Origin of the sequence: Pseudomonas sp. WS 5503 (assembly GCF_012985385.1) — a bacterium.
Classification (GTDB): Bacteria; Pseudomonadota; Gammaproteobacteria; order Pseudomonadales; family Pseudomonadaceae; genus Aquipseudomonas; species Aquipseudomonas paracarnis.
On sequence record NZ_JAAQWI010000001.1, the window covers coordinates 612,053 to 639,050 of the forward strand.

The 26,998-nt window shown below is 59.6% G+C and carries 24 protein-coding genes; 1 reads left to right on the forward strand and 23 read right to left on the reverse strand.

Translation table 11 applies throughout. The features are described from left to right. Positions 1-25: 25 nt before the first annotated feature. The 8 genes from rpoS to HBO10_RS03055 all read right to left on the reverse strand — a co-directional run bounded on the left by rpoS (position 26) and on the right by HBO10_RS03055 (position 7,231). Complete coding sequence (gene rpoS / locus HBO10_RS03020; RefSeq protein WP_034126846.1) at positions 26-1,033, reverse strand: RNA polymerase sigma factor RpoS; 1,008 nt, start codon at positions 1,031-1,033, stop codon at positions 26-28. A 106-nt stretch (positions 1,034-1,139) separates the two neighbouring features. Continuing rightward, the gene (locus HBO10_RS03025; protein ID WP_034126845.1) at positions 1,140-1,976 is read right to left on the reverse strand and encodes a peptidoglycan DD-metalloendopeptidase family protein; all 837 of its coding nucleotides are present in this window, start codon (positions 1,974-1,976) and stop codon (positions 1,140-1,142) included. A gap of 209 nt (positions 1,977-2,185) precedes the next feature. Further along, on the reverse strand, positions 2,186-2,821 hold the full coding sequence (locus HBO10_RS03030) for a protein-L-isoaspartate(D-aspartate) O-methyltransferase (protein ID WP_169850588.1): 636 nt from the start codon (positions 2,819-2,821) through the stop codon (positions 2,186-2,188). Between the two features lie 41 nt (positions 2,822-2,862). Continuing rightward, complete coding sequence (gene surE, locus HBO10_RS03035; RefSeq protein WP_003189210.1) at positions 2,863-3,612, reverse strand: 5'/3'-nucleotidase SurE; 750 nt, start codon at positions 3,610-3,612, stop codon at positions 2,863-2,865. After that, complete coding sequence (gene truD / locus HBO10_RS03040) at positions 3,600-4,658, reverse strand: tRNA pseudouridine(13) synthase TruD (protein ID WP_034126844.1); 1,059 nt, start codon at positions 4,656-4,658, stop codon at positions 3,600-3,602. Before truD ends, surE begins: the two co-directional genes overlap by 13 nt. After that, a complete protein-coding gene (gene ispF / locus HBO10_RS03045; RefSeq protein WP_034126843.1) occupies positions 4,655-5,128 on the reverse strand; it encodes a 2-C-methyl-D-erythritol 2,4-cyclodiphosphate synthase in 474 nt (157 codons plus the stop codon). The genes truD and ispF overlap by 4 nt, the downstream gene beginning before the upstream one ends. Before the next feature lie 54 nt (positions 5,129-5,182). Further along, complete coding sequence (fghA, locus tag HBO10_RS03050; RefSeq protein ID WP_169921950.1) at positions 5,183-6,034, reverse strand: S-formylglutathione hydrolase; 852 nt, start codon at positions 6,032-6,034, stop codon at positions 5,183-5,185. Positions 6,035-6,118: 84 nt separating this feature from the next. Beyond that, positions 6,119-7,231 carry an S-(hydroxymethyl)glutathione dehydrogenase/class III alcohol dehydrogenase gene (locus HBO10_RS03055; protein ID WP_003189203.1) on the reverse strand — a complete coding sequence of 371 codons (1,113 nt, stop codon included), beginning with the start codon at positions 7,229-7,231 and terminating at the stop codon, positions 6,119-6,121. Positions 7,232-7,340: 109 nt separating this feature from the next. On the opposite strand from HBO10_RS03055, the gene HBO10_RS03060 reads away from it, so the two are divergent. Continuing rightward, a complete protein-coding gene (locus tag HBO10_RS03060) occupies positions 7,341-8,237 on the forward strand; it encodes a LysR substrate-binding domain-containing protein (RefSeq protein ID WP_034126841.1) in 897 nt (298 codons plus the stop codon). A 129-nt stretch (positions 8,238-8,366) separates the two neighbouring features. Here HBO10_RS03060 and ispD read toward each other — a convergent pair whose 3' ends face one another. The 15 genes from ispD to bamA form a co-directional block, all read right to left on the reverse strand. Then, positions 8,367-9,074 carry a 2-C-methyl-D-erythritol 4-phosphate cytidylyltransferase gene (gene ispD, locus HBO10_RS03065; protein WP_034126840.1) on the reverse strand — a complete coding sequence of 236 codons (708 nt, stop codon included), beginning with the start codon at positions 9,072-9,074 and terminating at the stop codon, positions 8,367-8,369. Then, positions 9,071-9,349 carry a cell division protein FtsB gene (ftsB, locus tag HBO10_RS03070; RefSeq protein ID WP_003189195.1) on the reverse strand — a complete coding sequence of 93 codons (279 nt, stop codon included), beginning with the start codon at positions 9,347-9,349 and terminating at the stop codon, positions 9,071-9,073. The genes ispD and ftsB overlap by 4 nt, the downstream gene beginning before the upstream one ends. A gap of 171 nt (positions 9,350-9,520) precedes the next feature. Next, a complete protein-coding gene (eno, locus tag HBO10_RS03075; RefSeq protein WP_034126839.1) occupies positions 9,521-10,810 on the reverse strand; it encodes a phosphopyruvate hydratase in 1,290 nt (429 codons plus the stop codon). Positions 10,811-10,967: 157 nt separating this feature from the next. Continuing rightward, positions 10,968-11,813 (reverse strand): 3-deoxy-8-phosphooctulonate synthase, encoded by an 846-nt coding sequence (gene kdsA, locus HBO10_RS03080; RefSeq protein WP_003189190.1) that lies wholly within the window; start codon positions 11,811-11,813, stop codon positions 10,968-10,970. Positions 11,814-11,818: 5 nt separating this feature from the next. After that, positions 11,819-13,450, reverse strand: a complete 1,632-nt coding sequence (locus HBO10_RS03085; RefSeq protein WP_034126838.1) for a CTP synthase — start codon at positions 13,448-13,450, stop codon at positions 11,819-11,821. 273 nt (positions 13,451-13,723) lie between these two features. After that, entirely contained in the window at positions 13,724-15,043 is a 1,320-nt protein-coding gene (gene tilS, locus HBO10_RS03090; RefSeq protein WP_034126837.1) for a tRNA lysidine(34) synthetase TilS, read from the reverse strand. 174 nt (positions 15,044-15,217) lie between these two features. Next, positions 15,218-16,165, reverse strand: coding sequence for an acetyl-CoA carboxylase carboxyltransferase subunit alpha (locus HBO10_RS03095; protein WP_003189182.1), 948 nt, complete (start codon positions 16,163-16,165; stop codon positions 15,218-15,220). Positions 16,166-16,294: 129 nt separating this feature from the next. Then, the gene (gene dnaE / locus HBO10_RS03100) at positions 16,295-19,816 is read right to left on the reverse strand and encodes a DNA polymerase III subunit alpha (protein WP_003189180.1); all 3,522 of its coding nucleotides are present in this window, start codon (positions 19,814-19,816) and stop codon (positions 16,295-16,297) included. A gap of 76 nt (positions 19,817-19,892) precedes the next feature. Further along, positions 19,893-20,519, reverse strand: a complete 627-nt coding sequence (rnhB, locus tag HBO10_RS03105; protein WP_161793220.1) for a ribonuclease HII — start codon at positions 20,517-20,519, stop codon at positions 19,893-19,895. 2 nt (positions 20,520-20,521) lie between these two features. Beyond that, on the reverse strand, positions 20,522-21,661 hold the full coding sequence (gene lpxB / locus HBO10_RS03110) for a lipid-A-disaccharide synthase (RefSeq protein ID WP_034126836.1): 1,140 nt from the start codon (positions 21,659-21,661) through the stop codon (positions 20,522-20,524). A 2-nt stretch (positions 21,662-21,663) separates the two neighbouring features. Further along, positions 21,664-22,440, reverse strand: a complete 777-nt coding sequence (gene lpxA / locus HBO10_RS03115) for an acyl-ACP--UDP-N-acetylglucosamine O-acyltransferase (protein ID WP_032893181.1) — start codon at positions 22,438-22,440, stop codon at positions 21,664-21,666. Continuing rightward, positions 22,437-22,877 (reverse strand): 3-hydroxyacyl-ACP dehydratase FabZ, encoded by a 441-nt coding sequence (gene fabZ, locus HBO10_RS03120; protein ID WP_003172281.1) that lies wholly within the window; start codon positions 22,875-22,877, stop codon positions 22,437-22,439. The genes lpxA and fabZ overlap by 4 nt, the downstream gene beginning before the upstream one ends. A 111-nt stretch (positions 22,878-22,988) precedes the next feature. Next, positions 22,989-24,044, reverse strand: coding sequence for a UDP-3-O-(3-hydroxymyristoyl)glucosamine N-acyltransferase (gene lpxD, locus HBO10_RS03125; protein ID WP_034126835.1), 1,056 nt, complete (start codon positions 24,042-24,044; stop codon positions 22,989-22,991). A 3-nt stretch (positions 24,045-24,047) separates the two neighbouring features. Next, positions 24,048-24,551, reverse strand: coding sequence for an OmpH family outer membrane protein (locus HBO10_RS03130; protein ID WP_003189173.1), 504 nt, complete (start codon positions 24,549-24,551; stop codon positions 24,048-24,050). A gap of 45 nt (positions 24,552-24,596) precedes the next feature. Continuing rightward, positions 24,597-26,984 (reverse strand): outer membrane protein assembly factor BamA, encoded by a 2,388-nt coding sequence (gene bamA / locus HBO10_RS03135; protein ID WP_020300966.1) that lies wholly within the window; start codon positions 26,982-26,984, stop codon positions 24,597-24,599. Positions 26,985-26,998: the final 14 nt, after the last annotated feature.

The window sequence follows — 26,998 nt, forward strand, 5'->3', positions numbered from 1 at the left end:
CTCCCACATTTTTGTCTTGTGTCGCTTATTGGAACAACGACTCACTCGACAAGCCATTCTTCTCCAGGATCTCGCGCAAGCGCTTGAGGCCCTCTACCTGGATCTGCCGCACCCGCTCACGGGTCAGGCCGATCTCCAGGCCTACATCCTCCAGGGTGCTGCTCTCATGGCCGCGCAGGCCGAAGCGGCGAATCACCACTTCACGCTGCTTGTCCGTGAGCTCTGAGAGCCACTGGTCAATACTTTGGGAAAGATCATCGTCTTGCAGCAGCTCGCAAGGGTCTGTCGGACGATCATCGGTCAGGGTGTCCAGCAGGGTCTTATCCGAATCCGGCCCCAGCGAGACATCGACCGAAGAGACACGCTCGTTAAGGCCCAGCATGCGCTTGACCTCCCCTACCGGTTTTTCCAGGAGGTTGGCAATCTCTTCAGGCGAAGGTTCATGATCGAGTTTTTGCGTCAGCTCACGCGCCGCCCGCAGGTAGACGTTGAGCTCCTTGACCACATGGATCGGCAACCGGATCGTGCGGGTCTGATTCATGATCGCCCGTTCGATGGTCTGGCGAATCCACCAGGTGGCATAGGTGGAGAAACGGAAGCCCCGCTCAGGGTCGAACTTCTCCACAGCCCGGATCAAGCCCAGGTTACCCTCCTCGATCAGGTCCAACAGGGAAAGCCCACGATTGACGTAGCGTCGGGCGATCTTCACCACCAGGCGCAGGTTGCTTTCAATCATGCGCTTACGCCCAGCCGGATCGCCCTTCTGCGACAGACGCGCAAAATGGACTTCTTCTTCGGGGGTCAACAGAGGGGAAAAGCCGATTTCATTGAGGTACAGCTGGGTCGCATCGAGCGCCCGCGTGTAATCAACGTACTTGTGCTGCTTCAACGCGGCAGCATTTTTGGATTTGGTGCGAACTGAAGGTGGTGATACCCCTTCATTATCTGACATCGTTTCCAAATCGATGCCGGTCTCCATAAGGAGAACCTCATCGTCGATGTCAAACTCCGGCACTTCTTTACTGAGAGCCATTGTTATAGTCCTTTGGTGAGTTCGACCTCAAGCTCAAGCGACGCCTCTATCCTTGGCAACGCTGGAGCCTGTTCCTTCTACGTGAGGGAACAGGCTGTGCAACACATCAACGACGGGGCAGGAATTGCAGCGGATCTACAGGCTTCCCTTGGCGGCGAATCTCAAAGTGCAGTTTCACCCGGTCTGTGCCCGTTGACCCCATTTCGGCAATCGTCTGTCCGACCTTGACCTGCTGCCCCTCCCGAACCAACAACCTGCGGTTATGACCGTAGGCACTGACGTAGGTATCGCTGTGTTTGATGATGACCAGCTCGCCGTAGCCCCGCAAACCACTCCCGGCGTACACCACCGTCCCATCAGACGCAGCTAAAACAGGCTGTCCCAAATCCCCGGCGATATCAATGCCTTTATTCAAACTACCGTTTGAAGAGAATTTTCCAATCAACACTCCGTTTGAAGGCCATCCCCATCCGGTCGGCGCAGGCCCGGCAGGTGGCAACGGCGCGGGTGGCGGCTTGCTCGCAACCGTCGGCGTGGCGCTGCCTGCAGGCCGAGTGATGATGGTGGTCTTGCTCGAGGACGATGGCGAAGATCCCGACTTTGTCACAACTGCCGTAGGTGCAGAACCTGAGCGACCATCGAAACGAATGGTCTGCCCCGGATGGATCGTATACGGCACAGGAATGTTGTTACGGGCGGCCAGCGCCTTGTAGTCCCAGCCATAACGAAAGGCAATCGAGAACAGGGTGTCGCCTTTGCGCACCACGTATTGGCCAGTGGTGACCGTAGGTCTCTGGGGGGTTGCGTTGGTACGGTCAACGACCCGCGCACCGCCGGATGGCGTGCTCGAGCAGGCTGCCAATAAGGAACTCAAGACAAGGCCAAGCACCAGTCGCTGAAAGCTTGTTTTACTCATTCGCTGCGCAGGACCTGTGAGACTCACCCGCCGCTCCCTTTGTGGTGGCTGAACGTTAACGCCTGTATCAGGCTTGAAATATGACGCAAGTATAACTGGGCATTGGCTTTTTACTGGCACCTGACTGAAAGGAAAAATTCATCATGTTTAATCGTGGCTGCCAGACATGTTGATTCAATGGACCCCGCCGTAAGACACATCCGCGCTTACAGAATTCACTGCCTGCGAATAAATGATCAGGCCAGCGGGCCGTTGAGCAAGGGTACGAACCGCACGGCGCCGAGTACATGCCGGGAAAAACCTTCGTCCTCACGGATAATAAGCATCAACTGTTGCACTTCGCCGGAGCCCACCGGGATGACCAGCCGCCCGCCAGGCGCCAATTGATCCAGCAAGGCTTGCGGCACATCGGTGGCCACGGCGGTGACGATGATACCGTTGTAGGGCGCCAGCGCCGGCCAGCCCTCCCAACCATCGCCCCAGCGGAATACCACGTTGCGCAGGTTCAGCTCCACCAGACGCTCTTTGGCCCGGTCCTGTAGCACCTTGATGCGCTCGACCGAAAACACCCGCTCTACCAATTGCGACAGCACGGCCGTCTGGTAGCCGGAGCCGGTACCAATCTCCAGCACCTTGTCCAACGGCCCCGCCGCCAGCAATAGCTCGCTCATACGCGCAACCATATAGGGCTGAGAAATGGTCTGGTTGTGGCCGATGGGCAACGCTGTGTCTTCATAGGCGCGATGCGCCAGCGCCTCATCGACAAACAGGTGCCGCGGCGTGCGCCGGATCACTTCCAGCACCTGCGCGTTGGACAAGCCTTCTTCATACAGACGCTGGATCAACCGCTCCCGGGTGCGCTGGGAGGTCATCCCGATGCCACGGCGCAACAGGTCGTCTTGTTCACGAGCCATCAACGCAGTCCCTCCAGCCAGCCATCAAGGCCACTGAAGGCATCACTGAAGGTGCGATCAAACAGCAGAGGGGTAACGGAGACATAGCCTTGCATCACCGCATGAAAGTCGGTGCCTTCGCCGCCATCCTCGGCGTCGCCGGCGGCGGCGATCCAATACCCTTCCTTGCCGCGAGGGTCGACCACCTTCAAGGGCGCCGCCGCACGGGCGCGATGACCCAGGCGCGTGAGTTGGATACCGCGAATATGGTCGAGGGGCAAGTTGGGGATATTGACGTTGAGCACCGTACGCGGCGGCAGGTCCAGGGAAGCATGGGCCTCCACCAACTTGCGCGCGTAGTAGGCTGCCGTCGCCAGGTTATCCAGTTGCCGCGAAGCAAAGGAAAAGGCAAAGCCGGTGCGGCCCAGGAAGCGCCCTTCAAGGGCGGCCGCCACGGTGCCGGAATACAGCACGTCATCACCCAGGTTGGCGCCCAGGTTGATCCCCGAGACCACCAGGTCTGGCTGGTGCTCCAGCAGACTGTTGATCGCCAGGTGCACGCAGTCGGTGGGGGTGCCGTTAACGCTGATAAAGCCATTGGCCAGGACCCGCGGATGCAGCGGACGGTCGAGCGTCAGCGAACTGCTGGCGCCGCTCTTGTCCTGGTCGGGGGCAACCACCACGCACTCGGCGTAATCCTGCAGCGCAGCATGGAGCGCGGCAAGACCGGGTGCGGTGGCACCGTCATCGTTTGATATCAGAATACGCATGGGCTGTCCGTCTGCCCCACCGGCACCAGATCAACAAGCTCGCGCACCAAGACAGTGGCGAAGCATCCGGCCGGCAGGACGAATTCCAATTGCAGAATGTCAGGCCCGGGATAATGCCACGTCAACCCGCCAATGGGCAGTCGCAGAATGCGACGTTCCTGGCTCATTCCCGCCTTCACCAGCCAATCACGTAGGTCTGCTTCGCCAGCGGCGACAGATTGTTCCAGCTCGTACGTAAGACCTTTCGCCGGCGAGTCGCCTTCGCCCCACTGCGGGCCGGTGGGATGCAGGTCCAGGATCGCCAGGCGCGGGTCACTGCATTCAGCTTCCCCGGCCGGAAAAAAACTGCGACTGTCGGTAAACGCCAGCAGATCGCCAACTTGGGCACGCTGCCATGAACCGTCGGCGACGCGAGCCGCCAACACTTGGTTGAACAGGTAACTGCGAGCCGTGGACAGCAAGCGCGAGCGCACGTTGCGCTGCTCGGGCAGGGCCTTGCGGGCAGCCCACTCGCGAGCATCCACCACATTGCCGCCGTTGTGGCCAAAACGCTGGGTGCCGAAATAATTGGGGATGCCGTGCCGGGCAATCAACTGCAGACGTGCGTCGATGGCAGCGGTGTCGCCGGCCAATTGGGTCAGGCGCAAGGTGAAACCATTGGCCGAATGGGCCCCACGCTGCAACTTGCGCTTGTGACGGGCGGTTTTCAGGATCTTGAGGGTGTCGTTTTCTGCGCCGCTCATGTCCGGGTCGGCCTTGCCGGGCAATTGCACGCTGAACCACTGGCGGGTCAGGGCCTGACGATCCTTGAGCCCGGCATAGCTGACGGTGCGCAATGGCACCCCAGCGGCTTTGGCGATACGCCGTGCCGCTTCCTCAGTGTTCAAGCCGCGCTTTTCCACCCACAGCCACAGGTGCTCGCCATCGCCGGTCAGCGGGATGTCCAGCACCTCATCAACCTGGAAGTCTTCGGCCGTGGCCTTCAGTACCGCGCTGCCCAGGGCCTCGCCATAGGCCCGCGGGCCCAGCAGTTGCAGGTCGTTCATGCGCGCAGCAACAAGGCGACGGAGTGCACCGCAATGCCCTCTTCACGACCGGTAAACCCGAGCTTTTCGGTGGTGGTGGCTTTCACGTTGACTTGATCCAATTCAATTTGCAGGTCTGCGGCGATCACTGCGCGCATCGCTTCAATATGGGGGGCCATTTTCGGCGCCTGGGCGACGATGGTGTTATCGACGTTGCCGACCTTCCAGCCCTTGGCATGGATCAGGCCGACCACATGGCGCAGCAACACACGACTGTCCGCCCCCTTGAAGGTGGGGTCGGTGTCCGGAAAGTGCTTGCCGATATCGCCTAATGCAGCCGCGCCGAGCAAGGCATCGCTCAAGGCGTGCAGGACCACGTCGCCGTCGGAATGAGCCAGCAACCCATGGTGGTGTGCAATGCGCACGCCGCCCAGGGTGATGAAATCGCCTTCAGCGAAACGGTGCACATCGTAGCCGTGGCCAATACGCATAAAAAAACGCCCCGATTTAATTCAGGGCGTGATTCTACCTACTTTTGCCTCAGATTAACCGAGCAAAGCACGCCCATGATGACGCAAATGGTCTTCAATGAAGCTGGCGATGAAAAAGTAGCTGTGGTCGTAGCCAGGCTGCAGGCGCAGTTCCAGCGGATGGTTGGCTGCCTTGGCCGCCTGCAGCAGGGCTTCGGGCTTGAGCTGAACGGCGAGGAAATCGTCGCGATCGCCCTGGTCCACCAACAGCGGCAGCTTTTCCGAGGCTTCGCTGATCAGCACGCACGCATCCCATTCACGCCACTTAGAGCGCTCTTCACCCAAATAACGGGAAAAGGCTTTCTGACCCCATGGGCAGTCCATCGGGTTGTTGATCGGCGAAAACGCCGACACCGACAGGTAACGTCCAGGGTTGCGCAGCGCGCAGACCAGCGCACCGTGACCGCCCATGGAGTGGCCGCTGATGCCGCGCTTATCCGACGCAGGGAAATGCGCTTCCACCAAGGCCGGTAACTCCTGTACCACGTAGTCATGCATCCGATAGTGCTTGGCCCAGGGTTCCTGGGTGGCATTGAGGTAGAAACCGGCGCCGAGGCCAAAATCCCAGGCGTTGTCCGGATCGTCCGGCACACCGGGGCCACGGGGGCTGGTGTCCGGTGCAACGATGATCAAGCCCAACTCGGCGGCCATGCGCTGGGCGCCGGCTTTCTGCATGAAGTTCTCATCGGTGCAGGTCAGACCGGACAGCCAATACAGCACCGGTAATTTACCGCCCTGCTCTGCTTGCGGCGGCAGATAGACCGCGAAGGTCATGTCGCAACCGAGCACGTGGGAGCTGTGTTTGTAGCGTTTATGCCAGCCGCCAGAACTCTTTTGGCAGGAGATATTTTCCAGGGTCATGGGAATGCTCCCAGCTGCAAGTTGCAAGCCTCAAGCTGCAAGTAAGGCGTACACCTACTTGCAGCTTGTCACTTGTAGCTTGCCGCTGCTTCAAAAATGAATGACGGTACGAATGCTCTTGCCTTCATGCATCAGGTCAAACGCTTTGTTGATATCTTCCAGGCCCATGGTGTGGGTGATGAAGGTATCCAGCGGGATTTCGCCGGTCTGGGCCATTTCCACGTAGCTTGGCAATTCGGTACGACCGCGCACGCCACCAAACGCCGAACCACGCCAGACGCGCCCGGTGACCAGTTGGAATGGGCGAGTGGCAATTTCCTGGCCAGCACCGGCCACACCGATGATCACCGACTCGCCCCAGCCTTTGTGGCAGCACTCAAGGGCCGCACGCATCAGTTGTACGTTGCCGATGCACTCGAAGGAGAAATCCACGCCGCCGTCAGTCAGGTCGACAATCACGTCCTGGATCGGGCGATCGTAGTCCTTAGGGTTGATGCAATCGGTAGCGCCCAGTTGCTTGGCGATTTCGAACTTGGCCGGGTTGATATCGATGGCGATGATGCGCCCGGCCTTGGCCTTGACTGCACCGATAATCGCCGACAGGCCAATACCGCCCAGACCGAAGACGGCCACCGTGTCGCCCGGCTTGACCTTGGCGGTGTTGATCACCGCACCGATGCCAGTGGTGACGCCACAACCGAGCAGGCAGACTTTTTCCAACGGCGCTTCTTTAGGAATCTTGGCCACGGAGATTTCCGGCAGCACGGTGTACTCGGAGAACGTCGAGGTGCCCATATAGTGGAAAATCGGCTGGCCCTTGTAGGAGAAACGCGTGGTGCCATCCGGCATCAAGCCCTTGCCCTGCGTGGCGCGGATGGCCTGGCACAGGTTGGTCTTGCCACTCAGGCAGAACTTGCACTTGCCGCATTCCGGGGTGTACAGCGGGATCACGTGATCGCCCACAGCGACCGAAGTCACGCCCTCGCCAATGGCTTCCACCACTGCGCCGCCTTCATGGCCGAGGATCGACGGAAAAATGCCTTCCGGGTCGGCGCCCGACAAGGTGTAGGCGTCGGTGTGGCACACGCCGGACGCAACTACCCGCAGCAGCACCTCGCCAGCCTTGGGCATGGCGACATCCACTTCAACAATCTCAAGGGGCTTCTTGGCTTCGAAGGCTACGGCGGCACGGGACTTGATCATCCAGGTTTCTCCATCGGGTTAAAAACTGAGACGGTGAGTGTAAATCATGACCCATTGATGAATAATCCGGACCAAAGCAAAACATTATTGCTGTACAGGGACAATCACCATGCTGGAGAACCGCTGGGAAGGCATTGACGAGTTTGTCGCGGTGGCCGAATGCAGCCAGTTCACGGCGGCGGCCGAACGGTTGGGGGTGTCTTCATCCCATGTCAGCCGGCAAGTGGCGCGTCTTGAAGAACGCCTGCAAACCCGATTGCTGTACCGCAGTACGCGCAAGGTGACCTTGACCGAAGCCGGTCAGACCTTCCTGCAGCACTGCCAACGCCTACAGGACGGTCGCGAGGAAGCGTTGCGGGCGGTGGGCGACCTGACCAGCGAACCCAAGGGCATGTTGCGCATGACCTGCGCCGTGGCCTATGGCGAACGTTTTATCGTGCCGCTGGTGACGCGGTTCATGGCGCACTATCCGCAACTGCGCGTGGACATCGAGTTGACCAACCGCTCGCTGGACCTGGTCCATGAAGGCCTCGACCTGGCCATCCGCCTGGGACGCCTGCAAGACTCGCGCATGGTCGCCAGCCGCCTGGCGCCTCGGCGCATGTACCTGTGCGCCTCCCCCTCCTACCTCGAACGGTACGGTCGACCACACAGCTTGTCGGAGTTGAGCCGGCATAACTGTCTGATTGGCAGCTCGGATATCTGGCAAATGGCCCAGGATGGGCGGGAATTTTCCCAGCGTGTGCAAGGCAATTGGCGCTGCAACAGTGGGCAAGCGGTGCTGGATGCGGCGTTGCAAGGCATGGGCTTGTGCCAGTTGCCGGATTACTACGTGCTGGAGCATCTGCACAGCGGGGCGTTGGTGTCGCTGCTGCAGGCTCATCAACCGCCGAATACCGCCGTGTGGGCGCTGTATCCGCAGCAGCGGCATTTGTCGCCGAAGGTGAGGAAGCTGGTGGACTTCTTGAAGGTGGGGTTGGCGCAGAGGCCGGAGTACAAGCATTGAACTGAGGGGGCCTGCATCGGCCTCATCGCGGGCAAGCCCGGCTCTCACAGTTGACCGCGTTGTCTGATGTGGCAGCGATCAAATGTGGGAGCTGGCTTGCCTGCGATGCAGCAGACTCGGTCTGACGGGTTACCGCCGGTTAGCCCAGCGCAACTTCAACCACTCCAGGTCTTCCGGCCGAGTCACCTTGATATTGTCCGAACGCCCTTCGATCAGGCGCGGTGCCTGCCCAGACCATTCCATGGCCGACGCTTCATCGGTGATCACCGCATCGGCCACCAGGCTGTCGGCCAAGGCGCGATGCAAGGCGCCCAGGCGGAACATCTGCGGCGTGTAAGCCTGCCAGATCAGGCTGCGATCAATGGTGTCCACCACACGGCCGTGCTTGTCGACACGCTTGAGGGTGTCGCGCGCCGGCACCGCCAGCAGGCCGCCTACCGGATCGTCAGCCAGTTCCGCCAACAAGTTGTCGAGGTCATCACGGCTCAGGTTAGGCCGCGCAGCGTCATGCACCAACACCCAGTCGTCATCACTTGCGCCCAGGGCGTTGAGTTGCAGCAGCGCATTGAGTACCGAGCCGGAACGTTCCGAGCCCCCGTCGGCACGCTGGATACGCGGGTCATTGGCGCATGCCAAGGTGGGCCAATAAGGATCGTCAATTGCAAGACTGACCACCAGGCCCTTGAGGCATGGATGGTCGAGAAAACAGCCGAGGCTGTGTTCGAGAATAGTGCGCCCGCCCAATTGCAGGTACTGCTTGGGACGGTCCGCAGCCATACGGGCACCGACGCCCGCGGCAGGAATCACGGCCCAGAAGGCCGGTAAATCGTAGCTCATTGGGCCAACTGGTAGAGGGTCTCGCCCTCCTTGACCATGCCCAACTCATGACGAGCCCGCTCTTCAACGGTCTCCGTGCCTTTTTTCAGCTCAAGCACTTCAGCGTCGAGGACACGGTTGCGCTCCAGCAGGCGTTCGTTTTCGGCACGCTGGTCGGCAATTTGCTGGGTCAACTCTTCCACCTGCGCAAAGCTGCCATTACCGACCCATAGGCGGTACTGCAGGCCAGCCAGCAACAAGAGCAAGACGAGGAACAACCAATTGGGACTGCGCATCGAAATCCGGGTATCCATTGAATAAAGACAGTCATGCAAACCTTTTGCAGCAACTGATAGCACAAAGCCTGGAAAACCCAGGCTTGCGCTTGTCAGTCAGCAGATTAGCGCCGAAATTCACATTTTCGTGAGATTTCCGACGCAATCCGCCGACTTTTTACCATTTACTGTTCAGCCGCGAAACTCGGCGCGACCGTTGTACTTGGCTTTACCTGCCAATTGCTCTTCGATGCGCAGCAATTGGTTGTACTTGGAAACGCGATCGGAACGGCACAGGGAACCGGTCTTGATCTGGCCCGCCGAAGTACCCACGGCCAGGTCGGCAATGGTGGAATCTTCGGTTTCGCCGGAGCGATGGGAGATCACGGCGGTGTAGCCCGCGGCCTTGGCCATCTGGATGGCTTCCAGGGTTTCGGTCAGGGTGCCGATCTGGTTGAACTTGATCAGGATCGAGTTGGCGATCTTCTTGTCGATGCCTTCTTTCAGGATCTTGGTGTTGGTCACGAACAGGTCGTCACCCACCAGCTGGATTTTTTCGCCGATCTTGTCGGTGAGGATTTTCCAGCCATCCCAGTCGGACTCGTCCAGGCCGTCTTCGATCGAGATGATCGGGTAGCGCTGGGTCAAGCCTTTGAGGTATTCAGCGAAGCCTTCGGAGTCGAACACCTGGCCTTCGCCGGACAGGTTGTACTTACCGTCTTCATAGAATTCGCTGGCGGCGCAGTCCAGGGCCAGGGTCACGTCGGTGCCCAGCGTGTAGCCAGCGTTGGCCACTGCTTCGGAGATGACTTTCAGTGCATCTTCGTTGGAGGCCAGGTTCGGCGCGAAACCACCTTCGTCACCCACGGCAGTGCTCAGGCCACGGGCCTTCAGTACAGCCTTGAGGTGATGGAAAATCTCGGTGCCCATGCGCAGGCCTTCGGAGAAGGACTTGGCGCCCACTGGCTGCACCATGAATTCCTGGATGTCGACGTTGTTATCCGCGTGCTCGCCACCGTTGATGATGTTCATCATCGGCACCGGCATCGAGTAGACGCCCGGAGTGCCATTCAGGTTGGCAATGTGTGCGTACAACGGCAGGTCCTGGTCCTGGGCTGCTGCCTTGGCGGCGGCCAGGGATACCGCGAGGATGGCGTTGGCGCCGAGGCTGCCTTTGTTTTCAGTGCCGTCGAGCTTGATCATCGCGTGGTCCAGGGCTTTCTGGTCCAGCGGGTCCTTGCCCAGCAACAGGTCACGAATCGGACCGTTGATGTTGGCTACAGCCTTGAGTACACCCTTGCCCAGGTAACGGCTCTTGTCGCCATCACGCAGTTCCAGCGCTTCGCGCGAACCGGTGGAAGCACCGGACGGCGCGCAGGCGCTGCCGATGATGCCGTTATCGAGAAGCACGTCGGCTTCGACGGTGGGGTTGCCACGGGAGTCGAGAACTTCACGACCTTTGATGTCGACGATTTTTGCCATTGTTGTAAACACTCCAAAGTTGACGAAAACGACGCAGCTGAAGGAAATCTTTTGACCGACCGCAAGGGTGGAACAACGGGGCAGGCTTGCAGACGACAAGGCTCAGGCCCGGGGGCCTGAGCGTAAAGCGTGGGAAATTCTACCGGAGAAATGCCAGTTACGCGGTCTCTACCGTCGGAAAACTCTTGACCAGCTCGTCCAACTGCTTGAGTTGGGCCAGGAATGGCTCCAGCTTGTCCAGGCGCAGGGCGCATGGGCCATCACATTTGGCGTTGTCCGGGTCCGGGTGAGCTTCAAGGAACAGGCCCGCCAGGGACTGGCTCATGCCCGCCTTGGCCAGGTCCGTCACCTGGGCACGTCGCCCGCCAGCGGAGTCCGAGCGACCACCGGGCATTTGCAGCGCGTGGGTCACGTCGAAGAACACTGGGTATTCGAACTGTTTCATGATGCCGAAACCGAGCATGTCCACCACGAGGTTGTTATAGCCGAAGCTCGAACCCCGCTCGCAAAGGATCAACTGGTCGTTACCCGCTTCCACGCATTTGCTCAGGATGTGTTTCATCTCCTGAGGAGCGAGGAATTGGGCTTTCTTGATGTTGATCACCGCGCCGGTCTTGGCCATGGCGACCACGAGGTCGGTCTGGCGCGAAAGGAAAGCCGGCAACTGGATGATGTCGCACACCTCGGCGACCACGGCAGCCTGCTCAGGCTCGTGGACGTCGGTGATGATCGGCACGCCGAAGGCTTGCTTGATGTCCTGGAAGATCCGCATGCCTTCTTCAAGGCCCGGGCCGCGATAGGAGGTCACGGACGAACGGTTGGCCTTGTCGAAGCTGGCCTTGAAGACGTAAGGAATACCCAGCTTCTGGGTGACCCGCACGTACTCTTCACACACCTGCATCGCCATGTCGCGGCTTTCCAGCACGTTCATGCCGCCGAACAGCACCATGGGCTTGTCGTTGGCAATCTCGATGTCGCCTACGCGAATGATCTTCTGGGCCATCAGGTTTACGCCTTCTTCTGATGTTGCGTCAGTGCTGCTTTGACGAAACCACTGAACAACGGGTGACCGTCACGCGGTGTCGAGGTGAACTCCGGGTGGAACTGGCAAGCCACGAACCACGGATGATCCGGTGCCTCGACCACTTCAACCAGCTTGCCATCACCGGAGCGGCCGGAGATTTTCAGGCCAGCTTCTTTGATCTGCGGCAGCAGGTTGTTGTTCACTTCGTAACGGTGGCGGTGACGCTCGACGATCACATCCTTGCCGTAGCAGTCGTGTACCAGCGAGCCGGCTTCCAGCAGGCAATCCTGTGCACCCAGGCGCATGGTGCCGCCCAGGTCGGACGTTTCGGTACGGGTTTCAACGGCGCCGGTGGCGTCTTCCCACTCGGTGATCAGGCCCACGACCGGATGGCCGCTGGTGTGATCGAACTCGGTGGAGTTGGCGTCTTTCCAGCCCAGCACGTTACGGGCGAACTCGATAACAGCCACTTGCATGCCCAGGCAGATACCCAGGTACGGCACCTTGTTTTCACGAGCGTACTGCACTGCGGTGATCTTGCCTTCCACGCCACGCAGGCCGAAACCGCCGGGGACGAGGATAGCGTCAACACCTTCGAGCAGCGCGGTGCCCTGGTTCTCGATGTCTTCGGAATCGATGTAGCGCAGGTTGACCTTGGTACGGTTGCTGATACCGGCGTGGCTCATCGCTTCGATCAGCGACTTGTACGCGTCCAGCAGTTCCATGTACTTGCCGACCATGGCGATGGTGACTTCATGCTCAGGGTTGAGCTTGGCGTCGACAACCGCTTCCCACTCGGACAGGTCGGCGCCGCCGCACTGCAGGCCGAAACGCTCGACCACAAAATCATCCAGCCCCTGAGAATGCAGGATGCCCGGGATCTTGTAGATGGTGTCGGCGTCTTCCAGGGCAATCACCGCACGTTCTTCAACGTTGGTGAACTGCGCGATCTTGCGGCGCGAGGAAATGTCGATCGGGTGATCGGAGCGGCATACCAGCACATCCGGCTGCAGGCCGATGGAACGCAGTTCCTTGACCGAATGCTGGGTAGGCTTGGTTTTGGTTTCGCCGGCAGTGGCGATGTACGGCACGAGTGTCAGGTGCATCAGCATCGCGCGCTTGGCGCCGACTTCGAAACGCAACTGGCGGATGGCTTCGAGGAACGGTTGGGACTCGATGTCACCCACGGTGCCACCGATCTCGACCATCGCCACGTCGGCATCGCCTGCACCCTTGATAATGCGGCGCTTGATTTCGTCGGTGATGTGCGGGATCACCTGGATGGTTGCACCCAGGTAGTCACCACGGCGCTCTTTGCGCAGCACGTGCTCGTAGACACGGCCGGTGGTGAAGTTGTTGTTCTGGGTCATGGTCGTGCGGATGAACCGCTCGTAGTGGCCCAGGTCCAGGTCGGTCTCGGCGCCGTCGTGGGTGACGAACACTTCACCGTGCTGGAACGGGCTCATGGTGCCCGGGTCAACGTTGATGTACGGGTCCAGCTTGAGCATGGTGACCTTAAGTCCCCGCGCCTCCAGGATGGCCGCCAATGAAGCGGAGGCAATGCCTTTCCCCAATGAAGAAACAACACCGCCCGTGACGAATATGTAGCGCGTCATGAAAAACCCTAGAAGTCTGCGTTAAAGCGGTCCGAGCCGCCGGGGAAAGCGAAGGAAGGCCGAAGCCCCCGATCACCTGCATTAATCACAGTGCACCTTTCAAAAAAACCGCCGCGTTGTGACAGACCAGCAATGAAGCACCGGTACGTTGATCGCTACACATTTTTTGGAATCGCCCAGCAAAGACTGCTTGGTAATCGGCAACGACTGCGATTCAGGCGAATCCACAGAAGTTGTATCAAGAAGGGAGCGTAGTCTACCGGAAAGGCGCTATCAGCTCAAACCTTGATCGCAGGTCTGTGGCAACCAATCCAATTGCACCTCACCCACCGACCTGGACCATGCCCCCGCAACACTTGGCACAGCCAGCAATTGCTCGCCCCGATAGACCAGCGGCAATCTGCCACGGGCGAAGCCCGGCATGCCGCTTTCATTCAGCAGACGCTTGAGATCCCGCCGGCCTCGGCCCGCTACGTCGATGATTTCGCCACCCTGGCGATAACGCACCTCCAGCGGGCCTTCGGGGGCCTTGCCGATAAACCTCAATTGACCATTGCCCGTTAACTCTAGTGGATCTTGCGGATCGGGCCAGCTCACCGATGCGTCGGAAAACTCCGACCAGGTCGAGGGCAACCACCAGATGCGTTCACCACTACGCTGCATTTGGCCGTCGGCCAGGCGCCACAGAGGCTGTGCGTCGCTCTTGGCATCGCGCAGGGCATGCCAACCGGCCCAGTGGTCGCTATCGGGTAAACGGGTCAGTGGCGTGAGCCAATGCCGCAGGGCGTTACGCTGGCGGGCATCGGATAGCTCGCGCAATGGTTCAAGCGCTAGGGACGGCAGAGGCAACCAGGGAAACGCAGAAGGCTGATCGGCGCGCTGCAGGTCCATCATCGCCAATTCGTCGAGCAGCCCTTGAGCCTCAGCCATGTGTTCAGCCGTGCGAGCCAGGTGGGTGATCGCCTGTGGCCAGCGTTTCGTCAGCGCGGGAAGTACGTGGTGACGCAGGTAATTGCGGGAAAACCGTGGATCAACGTTGGAGGGGTCGTCGATCCACTGCAACTGATGCTGATGGGCGTAGGCTTCCAGGTCGCTACGGGAAAATGCCAGCAACGGCCGCACCAAGCCCCCCTGCGCCAAGGGGCGATGCTCAGGCATAGCCGCCAGCCCTCTTACACCGGCGCCACGCAGCAGGCGAAACAGCAGGGTTTCGGCTTGATCGTCGCGATGCTGGCCAGTGAAAAGCACCTCCCCCACCCCTAGGACCTGCATGAACGCTTGGTAGCGCGCCTCGCGGGCCGCACGTTCAAGACTCGCCCCCTCACTGACCTGCACGCGCATGACGCGCAAAGGTACGCCCAGGCTGTCGCAGACCGATTGGCAATGAGAGGGCCAAGCATCGGCAGCAGCTTGCAGGCCATGGTGGACATGGACGGCGCTGACAGGAGGCAGATTTTCGATTTTGGCCAATGAGGCCAGGAGGTGCAGCAGAACGGTGGAGTCGAGACCGCCGGAGAATGCGATATGCCAGGCCGGCGCGCTGCGCCAGTCGGCCAGGGTGTGCAGGAGTGTGGCCGGCAGGGTTGGTTTCATCACACGTCACCGCCGCAAAGCTTGAATACGTCCGTCAGCATACACAAAACAAATGTGGGAGCCGGGCTTGCCCGCGATGCAGGCACCTCGAGGTATCAGTGATACCAAGGTGATGCTATCGCCGGCAAGCCAGCTCCCACACAAGCCGGCTCCCGCATTGGGTACAGCGTCGGCTTAGAGGCCGTAGCTCATCAGGCGCTCATAACGACGAGCCAGCAGCGCTTCGTTATCTAGCTTCTTGAGCATCGCCAGTTGCGACCCCAACTCGGCACGGATGGTCGCAGCAGCGGCAGCCGGGTCACGGTGGGCGCCGCCCAGTGGCTCGGCGATGACCTTGTCCACGATACCCAGGCCTTTGAGGCGATCGGCGGTGATGCCCATGGCTTCGGCAGCGTCCGGCGCCTTTTCGGCGGTTTTCCACAGGATCGAGGCACAACCTTCCGGCGAGATCACCGCGTAGGTCGAGTACTGCAACATGTTCAGTTGGTCGCAGACACCAATGGCCAACGCACCGCCGGAACCACCTTCACCGATCACGGTGGCGATGATCGGAGTTTTCAGGCGGGCCATGACGCGCAGGTTCCAGGCAATCGCTTCGCTCTGGTTGCGCTCTTCGGCGTCGATACCCGGGTAGGCACCCGGCGTGTCGATGAAGGTCAGGATCGGCATCTTGAAGCGCTCGGCCATTTCCATCAGGCGGCACGCCTTGCGATAGCCTTCCGGGCGCGGCATACCGAAGTTGCGGCGTACTTTCTCGCGCACTTCACGGCCCTTCTGGTGACCGATGACCATCACCGGCTGGTCGTCCAGGCGAGCGATGCCGCCCACGATGGCTGCGTCGTCGGAGAAGTGACGGTCGCCGTGCAACTCGTCGAACTCGGTGAAGATGTGTTCGATGTAGTCCAGGGTGTAGGGACGGCGCGGATGGCGAGCCAGGCGCGCGATCTGCCAGCTGGTCAGCTTGCCGAAGATGTCTTCGGTGAGCGTGCTGCTCTTGTCTTGCAGGCGAGCGATTTCATCACCGATGTTCAGCGAATTGTCATTGCCGACCAGGCGCAGCTCTTCGATCTTGGCTTGCAGGTCAGCGATCGGCTGTTCGAAATCAAGAAAATTCGGGTTCATAAGCGTCCGTCTTGGGTCGACGGCCAAGGGGTGCCTGGCCAGCCGGTTGTCTATTCGCGCCCTACCTTAAGGGAGAGGCGCGTTTAGGTCGAGATTAAATGTTTAGTCGAGATCAGATCTATATGACCGTCAACGGTATTGGAGGAAGACGTTGTCTCGCCCGAACTGGTCACGCAAAGCTTGAATCAAGCCATCAGCGGGATCAATTCGCCACGTCTCACCAAACTGCAACATGGCCTTGGCATCGCTGCCGGTGTACTCCATGGTCACCGGGCATGCGCCACGATGGCGTTTAAGCAGGTCACCCAACCAGCGTAGCTGATCACCTTTAAGCGCTTCGGTCTTGACCTTCAGGCGCAGGCTTTCGGCCAGGTTGGTGCGGGCGTCTTCCATGCTCATCACGCGCTTGATGCGCAGGCGCAGGCCACCGGAGAAGTCATCATTGCTGACCTCCCCTTCCACCACCACCATGGCGTCGGTCTGCAACAGCGATTGGGCGGAGTGAAACGCGTCGGCAAACAATGACGCTTCGATGCGGCCCGAGCGGTCATCGAGGGTGATGAAGCCCATCTTGTCGCCCTTCTTATTTTTCATCACCCGCAGGGCGATGATCATACCGGCAACCGTCTGGGTATCCCGCGCCGGTTTCAGGTCGATGATGCGCTGGCGGGCAAAACGGCGGATTTCGCCTTCGTACTCGTCAATCGGGTGGCCAGTGAGGTACAGGCCCAAGGTGTCTTTTTCACCCTTGAGGCGCTCCTTCAGAGTCAGCTCCTTGGCCTTGCGGTGATTCGCGTAGACATCCGCATCTTCTTCGACGAACAGCCCGCCAAACAGGTCGGCGTGGCCGCTGTCATGGGTACGGGCGGTCTGTTCGGCGGCCTTGATCGCCTCTTCCATGGCGGTCAGCAGCACCGCACGGTTGCGGTCGATATTGGCCTGGTAAGCCTTCGGCTCATCATGAAAATACGGGCCAAGACGGTCGAGTGCGCCGCTGCGGATCAGGCCATCGAGGGTACGCTTGTTGATGCGCTTGAGGTCAACGCGTGCGCAAAAGTCGAACAGGTCCTTGAACGGCCCGTCCTGACGCGCTTCGGTAATGGCCTCGACCGGGCCTTCGCCCACGCCTTTGATCGCGCCGAGGCCATAGATGATGCGGCCTTCGTCGTTCACCGTGAACTTGAACTCCGAAGCGTTCACGTCCGGGGCGTCGAGGCGCAGCTTCATGGTGCGCACTTCCTCGATCAAGGTCACGACCTTGTCGGTGTTGTGCATATCCGCCGAAAGTACCGCCGCCATGAACGGTGCCGGGTAGTGGGCTTTCAGCCAGGCGGTCTGGTACGACACCAGGCCATAGGCGGCGGAGTGGGATTTGTTGAAGCCATAACCGGCGAACTTTTCTACCAGGTCGAAGATGTTACCGGCCAGGTCGGCATCGATGTTGTTGGTGGCGCAACCTTCAATGAAACCGCCGCGCTGCTTGGCCATTTCCTCGGGCTTTTTCTTACCCATGGCGCGACGTAGCATGTCCGCACCGCCGAGGGTGTAGCCGGCCATCACCTGGGCGATCTGCATCACCTGTTCCTGGTACAGGATGATGCCGTAGGTCGGCGCCAGTACGGGCTTGAGGCCTTCATACTGATAGTCGGAATGCGGGTAAGCCAGCTCGGCCCGGCCGTGTTTACGGTTGATGAAGTCATCCACCATGCCCGATTGCAGCGGGCCCGGACGGAACAGGGCCACCAGTGCGATCAAGTCTTCCAGGCAGTCGGGCTTGAGCTTTTTGATCAGCTCCTTCATGCCCCGGGATTCAAGCTGGAACACTGCGGTGGTTTCGGCTTTTTGCAGCAGGCTGTACGTCGGCTTGTCGTCCAGCGGGATAAACGCGATATCCAGCGGTTCTTCGCCGACCTTGGCACGGTCGCGGTTGATGGTCTTGAGTGCCCAGTCGATGATCGTCAGAGTCCGCAGGCCGAGGAAGTCGAACTTCACCAGGCCGGCGGCCTCCACGTCGTCCTTGTCGAACTGGGTGACCAGGCCGTCGCCTTCTTCATCGCAATAGATCGGCGAAAAGTCGGTGAGCTTGGTCGGCGCAATAACCACACCACCGGCGTGTTTACCGACGTTACGCACCACGCCCTCGAGCTTGCGCGCCATGTCCCAGATTTCGGCGGCTTCTTCATCGACCTTGATGAAGTCGCGCAGGATTTCTTCCTGCTCGTAGGCTTTTTCCAGGGTCATGCCGACTTCGAACGGGATCATCTTCGACAGGCGGTCCGCCAAACCGTAGGACTTGCCCTGCACCCGCGCCACGTCGCGGATTACCGCTTTGGCGGCCATGGAGCCGAAGGTGATGATCTGACTTACCGCGTTGCGACCGTATTTTTCGGCCACGTACTCAATCACGCGGTCACGGCCATCCATGCAGAAGTCGACGTCGAAGTCGGGCATGGAAACCCGTTCCGGGTTCAGGAACCGTTCGAACAGCAGGTCATATTCAAGCGGGTCAAGGTCGGTGATCTTCTGTACGTAGGCCACCAGCGAGCCAGCACCTGACCCCCGGCCAGGGCCTACCGGCACACCGTTGTTTTTGGCCCACTGGATAAAGTCCATTACGATCAGGAAGTAACCGGGGAACCCCATCTGGATAATGATATCCAGCTCGAAATTCAACCGATCGACATACACCTGGCGCTTGGCTTCGTAGTCCTCGGTGGTGTCCTTGGGCAGCAGGACGCTGAGGCGTTCCTCCAGGCCATCGAACGACACTTTGCGAAAGTATTCGTCGATGGTCATGCCATCGGGAATCGGGAAGTTGGGCAGGAAGTGTTTGCCCAGCTTCACTTCGATGTTGCAGCGCTTGGCGATCTCGACGGAGTTTTCCAGGGCCTCGGGCAAGTCGCTGAACAGCTCCGCCATTTCCTCGGCGCTTTTGAGGTACTGCTCTTCGCTGTAGTTCTTCGAGCGGCGCGGGTCATCCAAGGCACGGCCTTCGCCGATGCACACGCGGGTCTCGTGGGCTTCGAAATCTTCTTTCTTGATAAAGCGCACATCATTGGTCGCCACCAGCGGCGCACCCAACTTATCGGCCAGGGCTACGGCAGCGTGCAGATGCTCTTCATCGTTGGGGCGGTTGGTGCGCTGGACTTCCAGGTAGAACCGGCCTGGGAACACCTGCATCCACTCACGCGCCAGCACTTCGGCTTCCTGAGGGTTGCCGCCCAGCAGCGCGATACCGATTTCGCCCTCTTTGGCCGCCGAGAGCATGATCAGTCCTTCGCTGGCTTCGGCCACCCACTCGCGCTCGATGATGATCGAGCCGTTGCGCTGACCATCGATAAAGCCACGGGAGATCAGTTCGGTGAGGTTGCGATAACCCACGCCGTTCATCGCCAGCAGGCTGATGCGGCTCAGGGGGTTATCCGGGTCTTTGTTGGACAGCCACAGATCGGCGCCGCAGATCGGCTTGATGCCGGCGCCCATGGCGTTCTTGTAGAACTTGACCAGGGAACACATGTTGTTCTGGTCGGTAACCGCAACCGCAGGCATGTTCATGCCCACCAGGGTTTTGACCAGCGGTTTGATCCGTACCAGGCCGTCGACCAGGGAGTACTCAGTGTGCAGGCGTAGATGAACGAATGAAGCCGGCATAGTGATCCTGTCTTGATACATGAAAACAACAAGGCCCGGATTGTACCGGGCCTGGGTAAAAACATCAGCCTTGCTGCTATACCTCGATCAGACTTTCACGGGCCTCATAAGCCTGGCGCACCGGGGCAAACGAGCGGCGATGGATCGGGGTGGGGCCGAGCCGAGCCAGGGCTTCCAGATGAACGGGGGTCGGGTAGCCTTTATGGCCACCAATGCCGTAGCCGGGATAGATCAATTCGAACGCGGCCATTTCACGGTCGCGGCTGACCTTGGCCAGGATCGAGGCGGCGGCAATGGCGGGAACCTTGCTATCGCCCTTGACCACCGCTTCGGACGGCATTGTCAGTTTGGGGCAGCGGTTACCGTCGATCATCGCCATTTTCGGGGTGATGTGCAGCCCTTCCACAGCGCGCTGCATCGCCAGCATGGTGGCGTGCAGGATATTCAGCTCGTCGATTTCTTCGACTTCAGCCCGGGCGATATGCCAGCTCAGGGCTTTCTCACAGATCTCGTCATAGAGCTTTTCGCGACGGGCTTCGGTGAGCTTCTTCGAATCGTTGAGCCCCAGGATCGGGCGGTTCGGATCAAGGATCACCGCCGCCGTGACCACTGCGCCACACAGCGGGCCGCGCCCGACTTCGTCAACACCCGCCACCAGTTCGTGGGCTTGGGCGACGAGACTGAAATCCAGGCCCATTTGCATGGTCATAAGGCTTCCTGTTTATGGCCGATCAGGGTCAACACAGCGTCGGCCGCCTGGTTCGAGGCATCACGGCGTAACGTGCGGTGAATATCGTCGAAACCACGGGTCTGCTCTTCGCCGCCGTCAATCAAGGGTAGTAGGGTTTGCGCAAGCGCTTCGGGCGTTGCATCGTCCTGCAACAACTCCGGCACTAGCAGGCGCTGGGCCAGCAGGTTGGGCAAGGAAATGTAAGGGCTCTTGACCATGCGCTTGAGGATCCAGAAGGTCAGTGGCGCCAGGCGATAGGCCACGACCATCGGCCGCTTGTACAGCAGGGCCTCAAGTGTGGCAGTGCCCGAGGCGATCAACACCGCATCGCAGGCTGCCAGGGCCAGGTGGGACTGGCCATCGAGCAGGGTCAACGGCAGGTTGCGGCCTTCCAGCAGGGTTTCGATCTGTGCACGACGTTGTGGACTGGCGCAAGGCAGCACAAAGCGGATTCCCGGCTTTTGCGCCTGAAGACGTTCGGCAGCATCAAAAAACAACGCCCCCAAACGCCCCACCTCACCGCCACGACTGCCTGGCATCAACGCCACCAACGGGCCATCGGGCAGGCCCAGCTCGGCGCGCGCAGCCGCACGATCAGCCTGCAAGGGAATGGCGTCAGCCAGGGTGTGGCCGACAAACCGCACCGGCACGCCCTTCTCCTCGTAGAACCGGGCTTCGAATGGAAGCAAGGTCAACATCAGGTCGCAGCCTTCGCGAATTTTCAATACACGCTTCTGGCGCCACGCCCACACGGATGGGCTAACGTAGTGCACGGTCTTGATCCCGGCCTGGCGCAACTTGAGTTCGATATTGAGCGTGAAGTCCGGCGCATCGATGCCGATAAAGACGTCAGGTTTTTCTTCGATCAGCGTCTTGATCAGCAGCTTGCGACGAGCCAGCAGCTCACGAAGGCGCCCCAAGACTTCCACCAGTCCCATGACCGACAGGCGCTCCATGGGGAAATAGGAGGTCAGGCCTTCAGCCTGCATCAACGGGCCGCCGACCCCGATAAATTCCACCGCCGGATGCTGGGCCTTGAGCGCGCGCATCAAGCCAGCACCCAGGATATCGCCGGAAGCTTCACCGGCCACGAGCGCAATACGCAGAGTGGCCATGATCAGCGGGTGATGCCGCGAGTCGAGGTCTGGATAGAATCACGGAATACAGCGACTTCCGGGAACTGCGTGGCAGGCTCGGCCAACTCGGCCAGGGCCTGCTCCACGGTCAACCCTTGGCGGTAAACCGTCTTGTAGGCACGGCGCAGGGCGTGGATGGCTTCTTCGCTGAAACCACGACGACGCATGCCTTCAAAATTCATGCTGCGGGCTTCGGCAGGATTGCCGAACACCGTCACGAATGCCGGGACATCCTTGCCGATGGCGGTGCCCATACCGGAAAAGCTGTGGGCGCCGATATGGCAGTATTGATGTACCAGGGTGAAGCCGGAAAGGATCGCCCAGTCATCAACGTGCACATGGCCTGCCAACGCAGTGTTGTTGACCAGGATGCAATGATTGCCGATCACGCTGTCATGGCCGATGTGCGCATAGGCCATGACCAGGTTGTGATCACCCAAGGTGGTTTCGGCGCGATCTTGCACGGTGCCACGGTGAATGGTGACGCCTTCACGGATAATATTGTGGTCACCGATTACCAGGCGTGTTTCTTCACCCTTGTACTTCATGTCCGGGGTGTCTTCGCCTACCGAGGAAAACTGGTAGATGCGATTGTGTTTGCCAATACGGGTCGGACCCTTGAGGATCACGTGCGGCCCGATGACAGTCCCCTCGCCGATTTCCACACCTGCGCCGACGATCGACCAAGGGCCGACCTCAACGTCGGCGGCCAGTACGGCCGACGGATCGATGATTGCGCGAGGGTCAATCAAACTCATAGTTTGCGTTCCGCACAGATGATCTCGGCAGAGCACACCGGCTTGCCATCTACCGAGGCCTGGCATTCGAACTTCCAGATCTGGCGTTTGCAACTGATGAACTTGGCTTCCAGGATCAACTGGTCACCCGGGGTGACCGGGTTGCGAAAACGCAGCTTGTCCGAACCCACGAAATAGTAAAGCGTGCCGTCAGCAGGCTTGAGGTCGAGCATTTTGAAACCAAGGATACCGGCAGCCTGGGCCATGGCTTCGATGATCAACACACCTGGCATGATTGGATGCGCAGGAAAGTGACCATTGAAGAATGGTTCGTTGATGCTGACATTCTTGTAGGCACGAATGCGCTTTTCCTCGACATTGAGGTCCACTACGCGGTCCACCAGCAGGAACGGGTAACGGTGAGGCAGGTATTCGCGAATCTCGTTGATGTCCATCATTTCGGGGGGAAGCCTGTAATAAAGATTGGGGGCGGGCGCACCAGGCGCACGCCCCGCTAGCAAATCAAGGAGGCCGTCTAGCGGCTGCGCACACTTGATATGGAAATGGTATCAGCCTTCTGATGAAGCATTACCGCCAGGGGTCACGTCCCCGACACGCTTTTCAAGCTGTTTGATACGTCGTGCCATGTCGTCGATCTTCCTCAAACGCGCGGCACTCTTGCGCCATTCGGCCGCAGGTTGCATCGCGGTACCGGACGAGTAGGCCCCTGGCTCTGTGATCGAGTGGGTCACCATGGTCATGCCGGTGATGAAGACGTTGTCGCAAATATCGATATGCCCCACCAGCCCAACGCCACCGGCGAGCATGCAATGCTTGCCGATCTTGGTGCTGCCGGAGATGCCCACGCAGGCAGCCATGGCGGTGTGATCGCCAATCTGCACGTTGTGGGCGATCTGGATCTGGTTATCGAGCTTCACACCGTTACCGATCACGGTATCGGCCAGAGCCCCGCGATCCACCGCAGTGTTTACACCGATCTCCACATCATCGCCGATCAATACGCCACCGACCTGGGCGATCTTGTGCCAGACACCTTTGGAGTTGGCAAAGCCAAAGCCTTCGCCGCCGATAACAGCACCGGACTGAATGACCACACGCTGACCAATACGCACATCGTGGTAGAGGGTCACGCGGGGGGCCAGCCAACCATCGGCACCAATTTCACAGCGTGCACCGATAAAGCAGTGGGCACCCACGGTGACACCAGCACCAATACGCGCCCCGCTTTCGATCACGGCGAATGCACCGATGCTGGCGGCAGGATCAACCTGGGCATCATCGGCGATCACGGCAGACGGGTGAATACCACCGGCCGCCTTCGGCTTGGGATCGAACAGGTGCGACGCCTTGGCGTACGACAGGTACGGATCGGCCACCACCAGCGCATCCCCGGTAAACCCTTCGGCGTCGGCGGCCTTCAGCAACACGGCTGCGGCCTGGCAGTCGACCAGGTATTTACGGTATTGAGGATTTGCGAGGAAGCTCAACTGAGCTGGGCCAGCCTCCTGCAAGGTGGCTAGCCCAGTGATTTCTTTCTCCTTGGAGCCACGCAAGGTGGCTCCCAGGAACTCGGCCAACTCGCCGAGCTTGATAGTCGCTGTCATGGTTTACTTCAGCTGGTTCATGCGCTCGATCACCTGGCGGGTGATGTCGTATTGAGGCTTGACGTCGATCACGGCGCCACGCTCGAACACCAGGTCAAAGGCACCCTTCTTGATGACTTCTTCCACAGCGCTGTCCAATTTCGGCTTGAGCTGCTTGAGCATTTCGCGGTCGGCCACAGCCTTGGCTTCGTTCAGCTCCTTGGATTGGAACTGGTAGTCACGGGCCTTTTGCTTGAATTCAAGCTCCAGACGCTCGCGCTCGCCTTGCTGCATCTTGTCGCCACCGGCTACCAGGCGGTCCTGGATGCCCTTGGCGCTGCTTTCCAGCGTCTTGAGCTTGGTCAGCTGCGGACCGAATTTCTTCTCGGCATCCACGGCGTATCGCTTGGCCGCATCGGACTCCAGCAGGGCCATCTGATAGTTCAGGACCGCGATTTTCATTTCGGCGAAGGCCGGGGTGGTGACCAGCACAGTGGCCAGCAAGACCAATTGAGTCAACTTACGCACGATGTACTCCTACAGAATCCGTTGTCGTTATCTTAGGTCAGACGCTTAGAACGTCTGGCCGAGGGAGAATTGGAAAATCTGGGTTTCAGCGTTATCCGGTTTCTTGATCGGCATGGCCAGAGCAAAGCTCAACGGGCCCAGCGCAGTCACCCAGGTCACACCCACGCCCACGGAGCTCGCCAGGTTGCTGAGGCTCACGTCGTTGCACTGAGTGTTGGACTTCACGCCACTTGGGTTGGTGATCTGATCGCACTTGGAGTCAAACACGTTACCCACGTCCCAGAAGACCGAAGTACGCAGGGAACGCTGATCTTTTACGAATGGCAGCGGGAACAGAATTTCGGCACCACCCTGGATCAGCACGTTACCACCGAAAGGAAGCGGGTCGTTGTCGGAGTCCACTTGCGTACCCTGGTTACCTGTAAAGGCCTGGCCACGGCTCGGCGTGCCACGCGGACCCAAGGTACTGTCCTTGAAGCCACGTACCGAGTTGAAGCCACCTGCATAGTAGTTTTCATAGAACGGCAAGCCATTGGTCGAACCATAGCCGTCACCATAGCCCAACTCTGTGTGCAGGCGCATGGTGTAGTTATCGCTCAACGGCTGGAACAACTGGCCGCGGTAGTCGAGCTTGAAGAACGACAGGTCGCTGCCCGGCGTAGTGACTTCCGCGGTCAGGCTCTGGGAGTGGCCGCGGGTTGCCAGTACGCCTTTGTTCAGGGTCGACTCGGACCAGCCGGCAGACGCCTTGAAGTTCAGGAACTTGTCGCCTTCACGACGGGTGAAGTCGAAGATTTCGTCCACGGTGTACACACCGGTCTTGATCTCATCCTGCTGGGCTGTAAGGCCGAAGGTCAGGCGCGAGGTCTCGCTGATCGGGTAACCCACGTTGACACCGGCGCCCAGGCTGTCGATCGCATAGCTTGCAACGTCAACATCGAGGTCTTTGTAGTCGGTGGTGCGATAGAAGGCGTTGTAGCCCAGGCTCACACCGTCTGCAGTCCAGTAGGGGTCGGTGTAGCCGAAGTTGTATCGGCTCTGGTATTCGCTGCGGGTCAGGCCGATGGACACACGGTTACCGGTACCCAGGAAGTTGTTCTGCGTGATGGAACCACCCAGGATCAAACCGGCACTCTGGGCGAAACCGACGCTGGCGGTGATCGAACCCGAGGCTTGTTCTTCAACGGCGTAGTTCACATCAACCTGGTCATCCACACCCGGTACGGCCGGGGTTTCGACGTTGACTTCCTTGAAGAAGCCCAGGCGCTCAAGACGGGTCTTGGACTGGTCGATCAGGTAGGTCGAAGCCCAGCCACCTTCCATCTGACGCATTTCACGACGCAGCACTTCGTCCGCGGACTTGGTGTTGCCACGGAAGTTGATACGGTTGACGTAGGCACGCTTGCCCGGATCGACGACGAAGGTGATGTCCACGGTGTGGTCTTCATCATTCGGGGTCGGCACGCCGTTGACGTTGGCGAAGGTATAGCCTTCGTTACCCAGGCGGCGGGTGATCAGTTCTGAGGTGGTGGTCATCAGCTTGCGCGAGAACACCTGGTCCTTCTGCACGAGCAGCAGGGACTTGACCTGGTCTTCAGGCACTTTCAGGTCGCCGCTGAGCTTGACGTCACGAACCTTGTACTTCTCGCCTTCGTTGACGTTGACGGTGATATAGACGTGCTTCTTGTCCGGGGTGATGGACACCTGGGTCGAAGCGATGTCCATGTTGATGTAGCCACGGTCCAGGTAGTAGGAGCGCAGGCGTTCCAGGTCACCGGAGAGTTTTTCACGGGCGTACTTGTCATCGTTCTTGAAGAACGACAACCAGTTGGTGGTCTTGAGTTCGAACAGGTCGACCAGGTCTTCATCAGGGAACTTGGTGTTGCCCACGACGTTGATGTGCTGGATGGCGGCCACGGTGCCTTCGTTGATGTTGACCTTCAGGCCCACACGGTTACGAGGCTGGGGGATCACTTCGGTTTCCACGGTCGCGGAGTAGCGGCCCTGGGCAACGTACTGGCGTTGCAACTCGTTACGCACACCCTCAAGGGTTGCGCGCTGGAAGATCTCGCCCTCGGCCAGGCCCGATTGCTTCAGGCCCTTCATCAGGTCTTCAGTGGAGATGGCCTTGTTACCTTCGATCGCGATACTGGCGACGGAAGGTCGCTCGACGACCGTGATGACCAGGACGTTGCCTTCGCGACCCAGTTGGATATCTTGAAAGAACCCGGTTTTGAACAGCGCACGAGTGGATTCCACCAGGCGACGATCATCCGCCTGTTCCCCGACGTTCAACGGCAAGGCACCAAAGACGCTACCCGCGGAGACCCGCTGGAGGCCATTGACGCGAATATCGGAGATGGTGAAGGACTCGGCGTGAACTTCGGCGATCATCAATACGGTGAGAACCGCAGTTAGCAGCAGACGTTTCATGAAGTCCTTTCTTA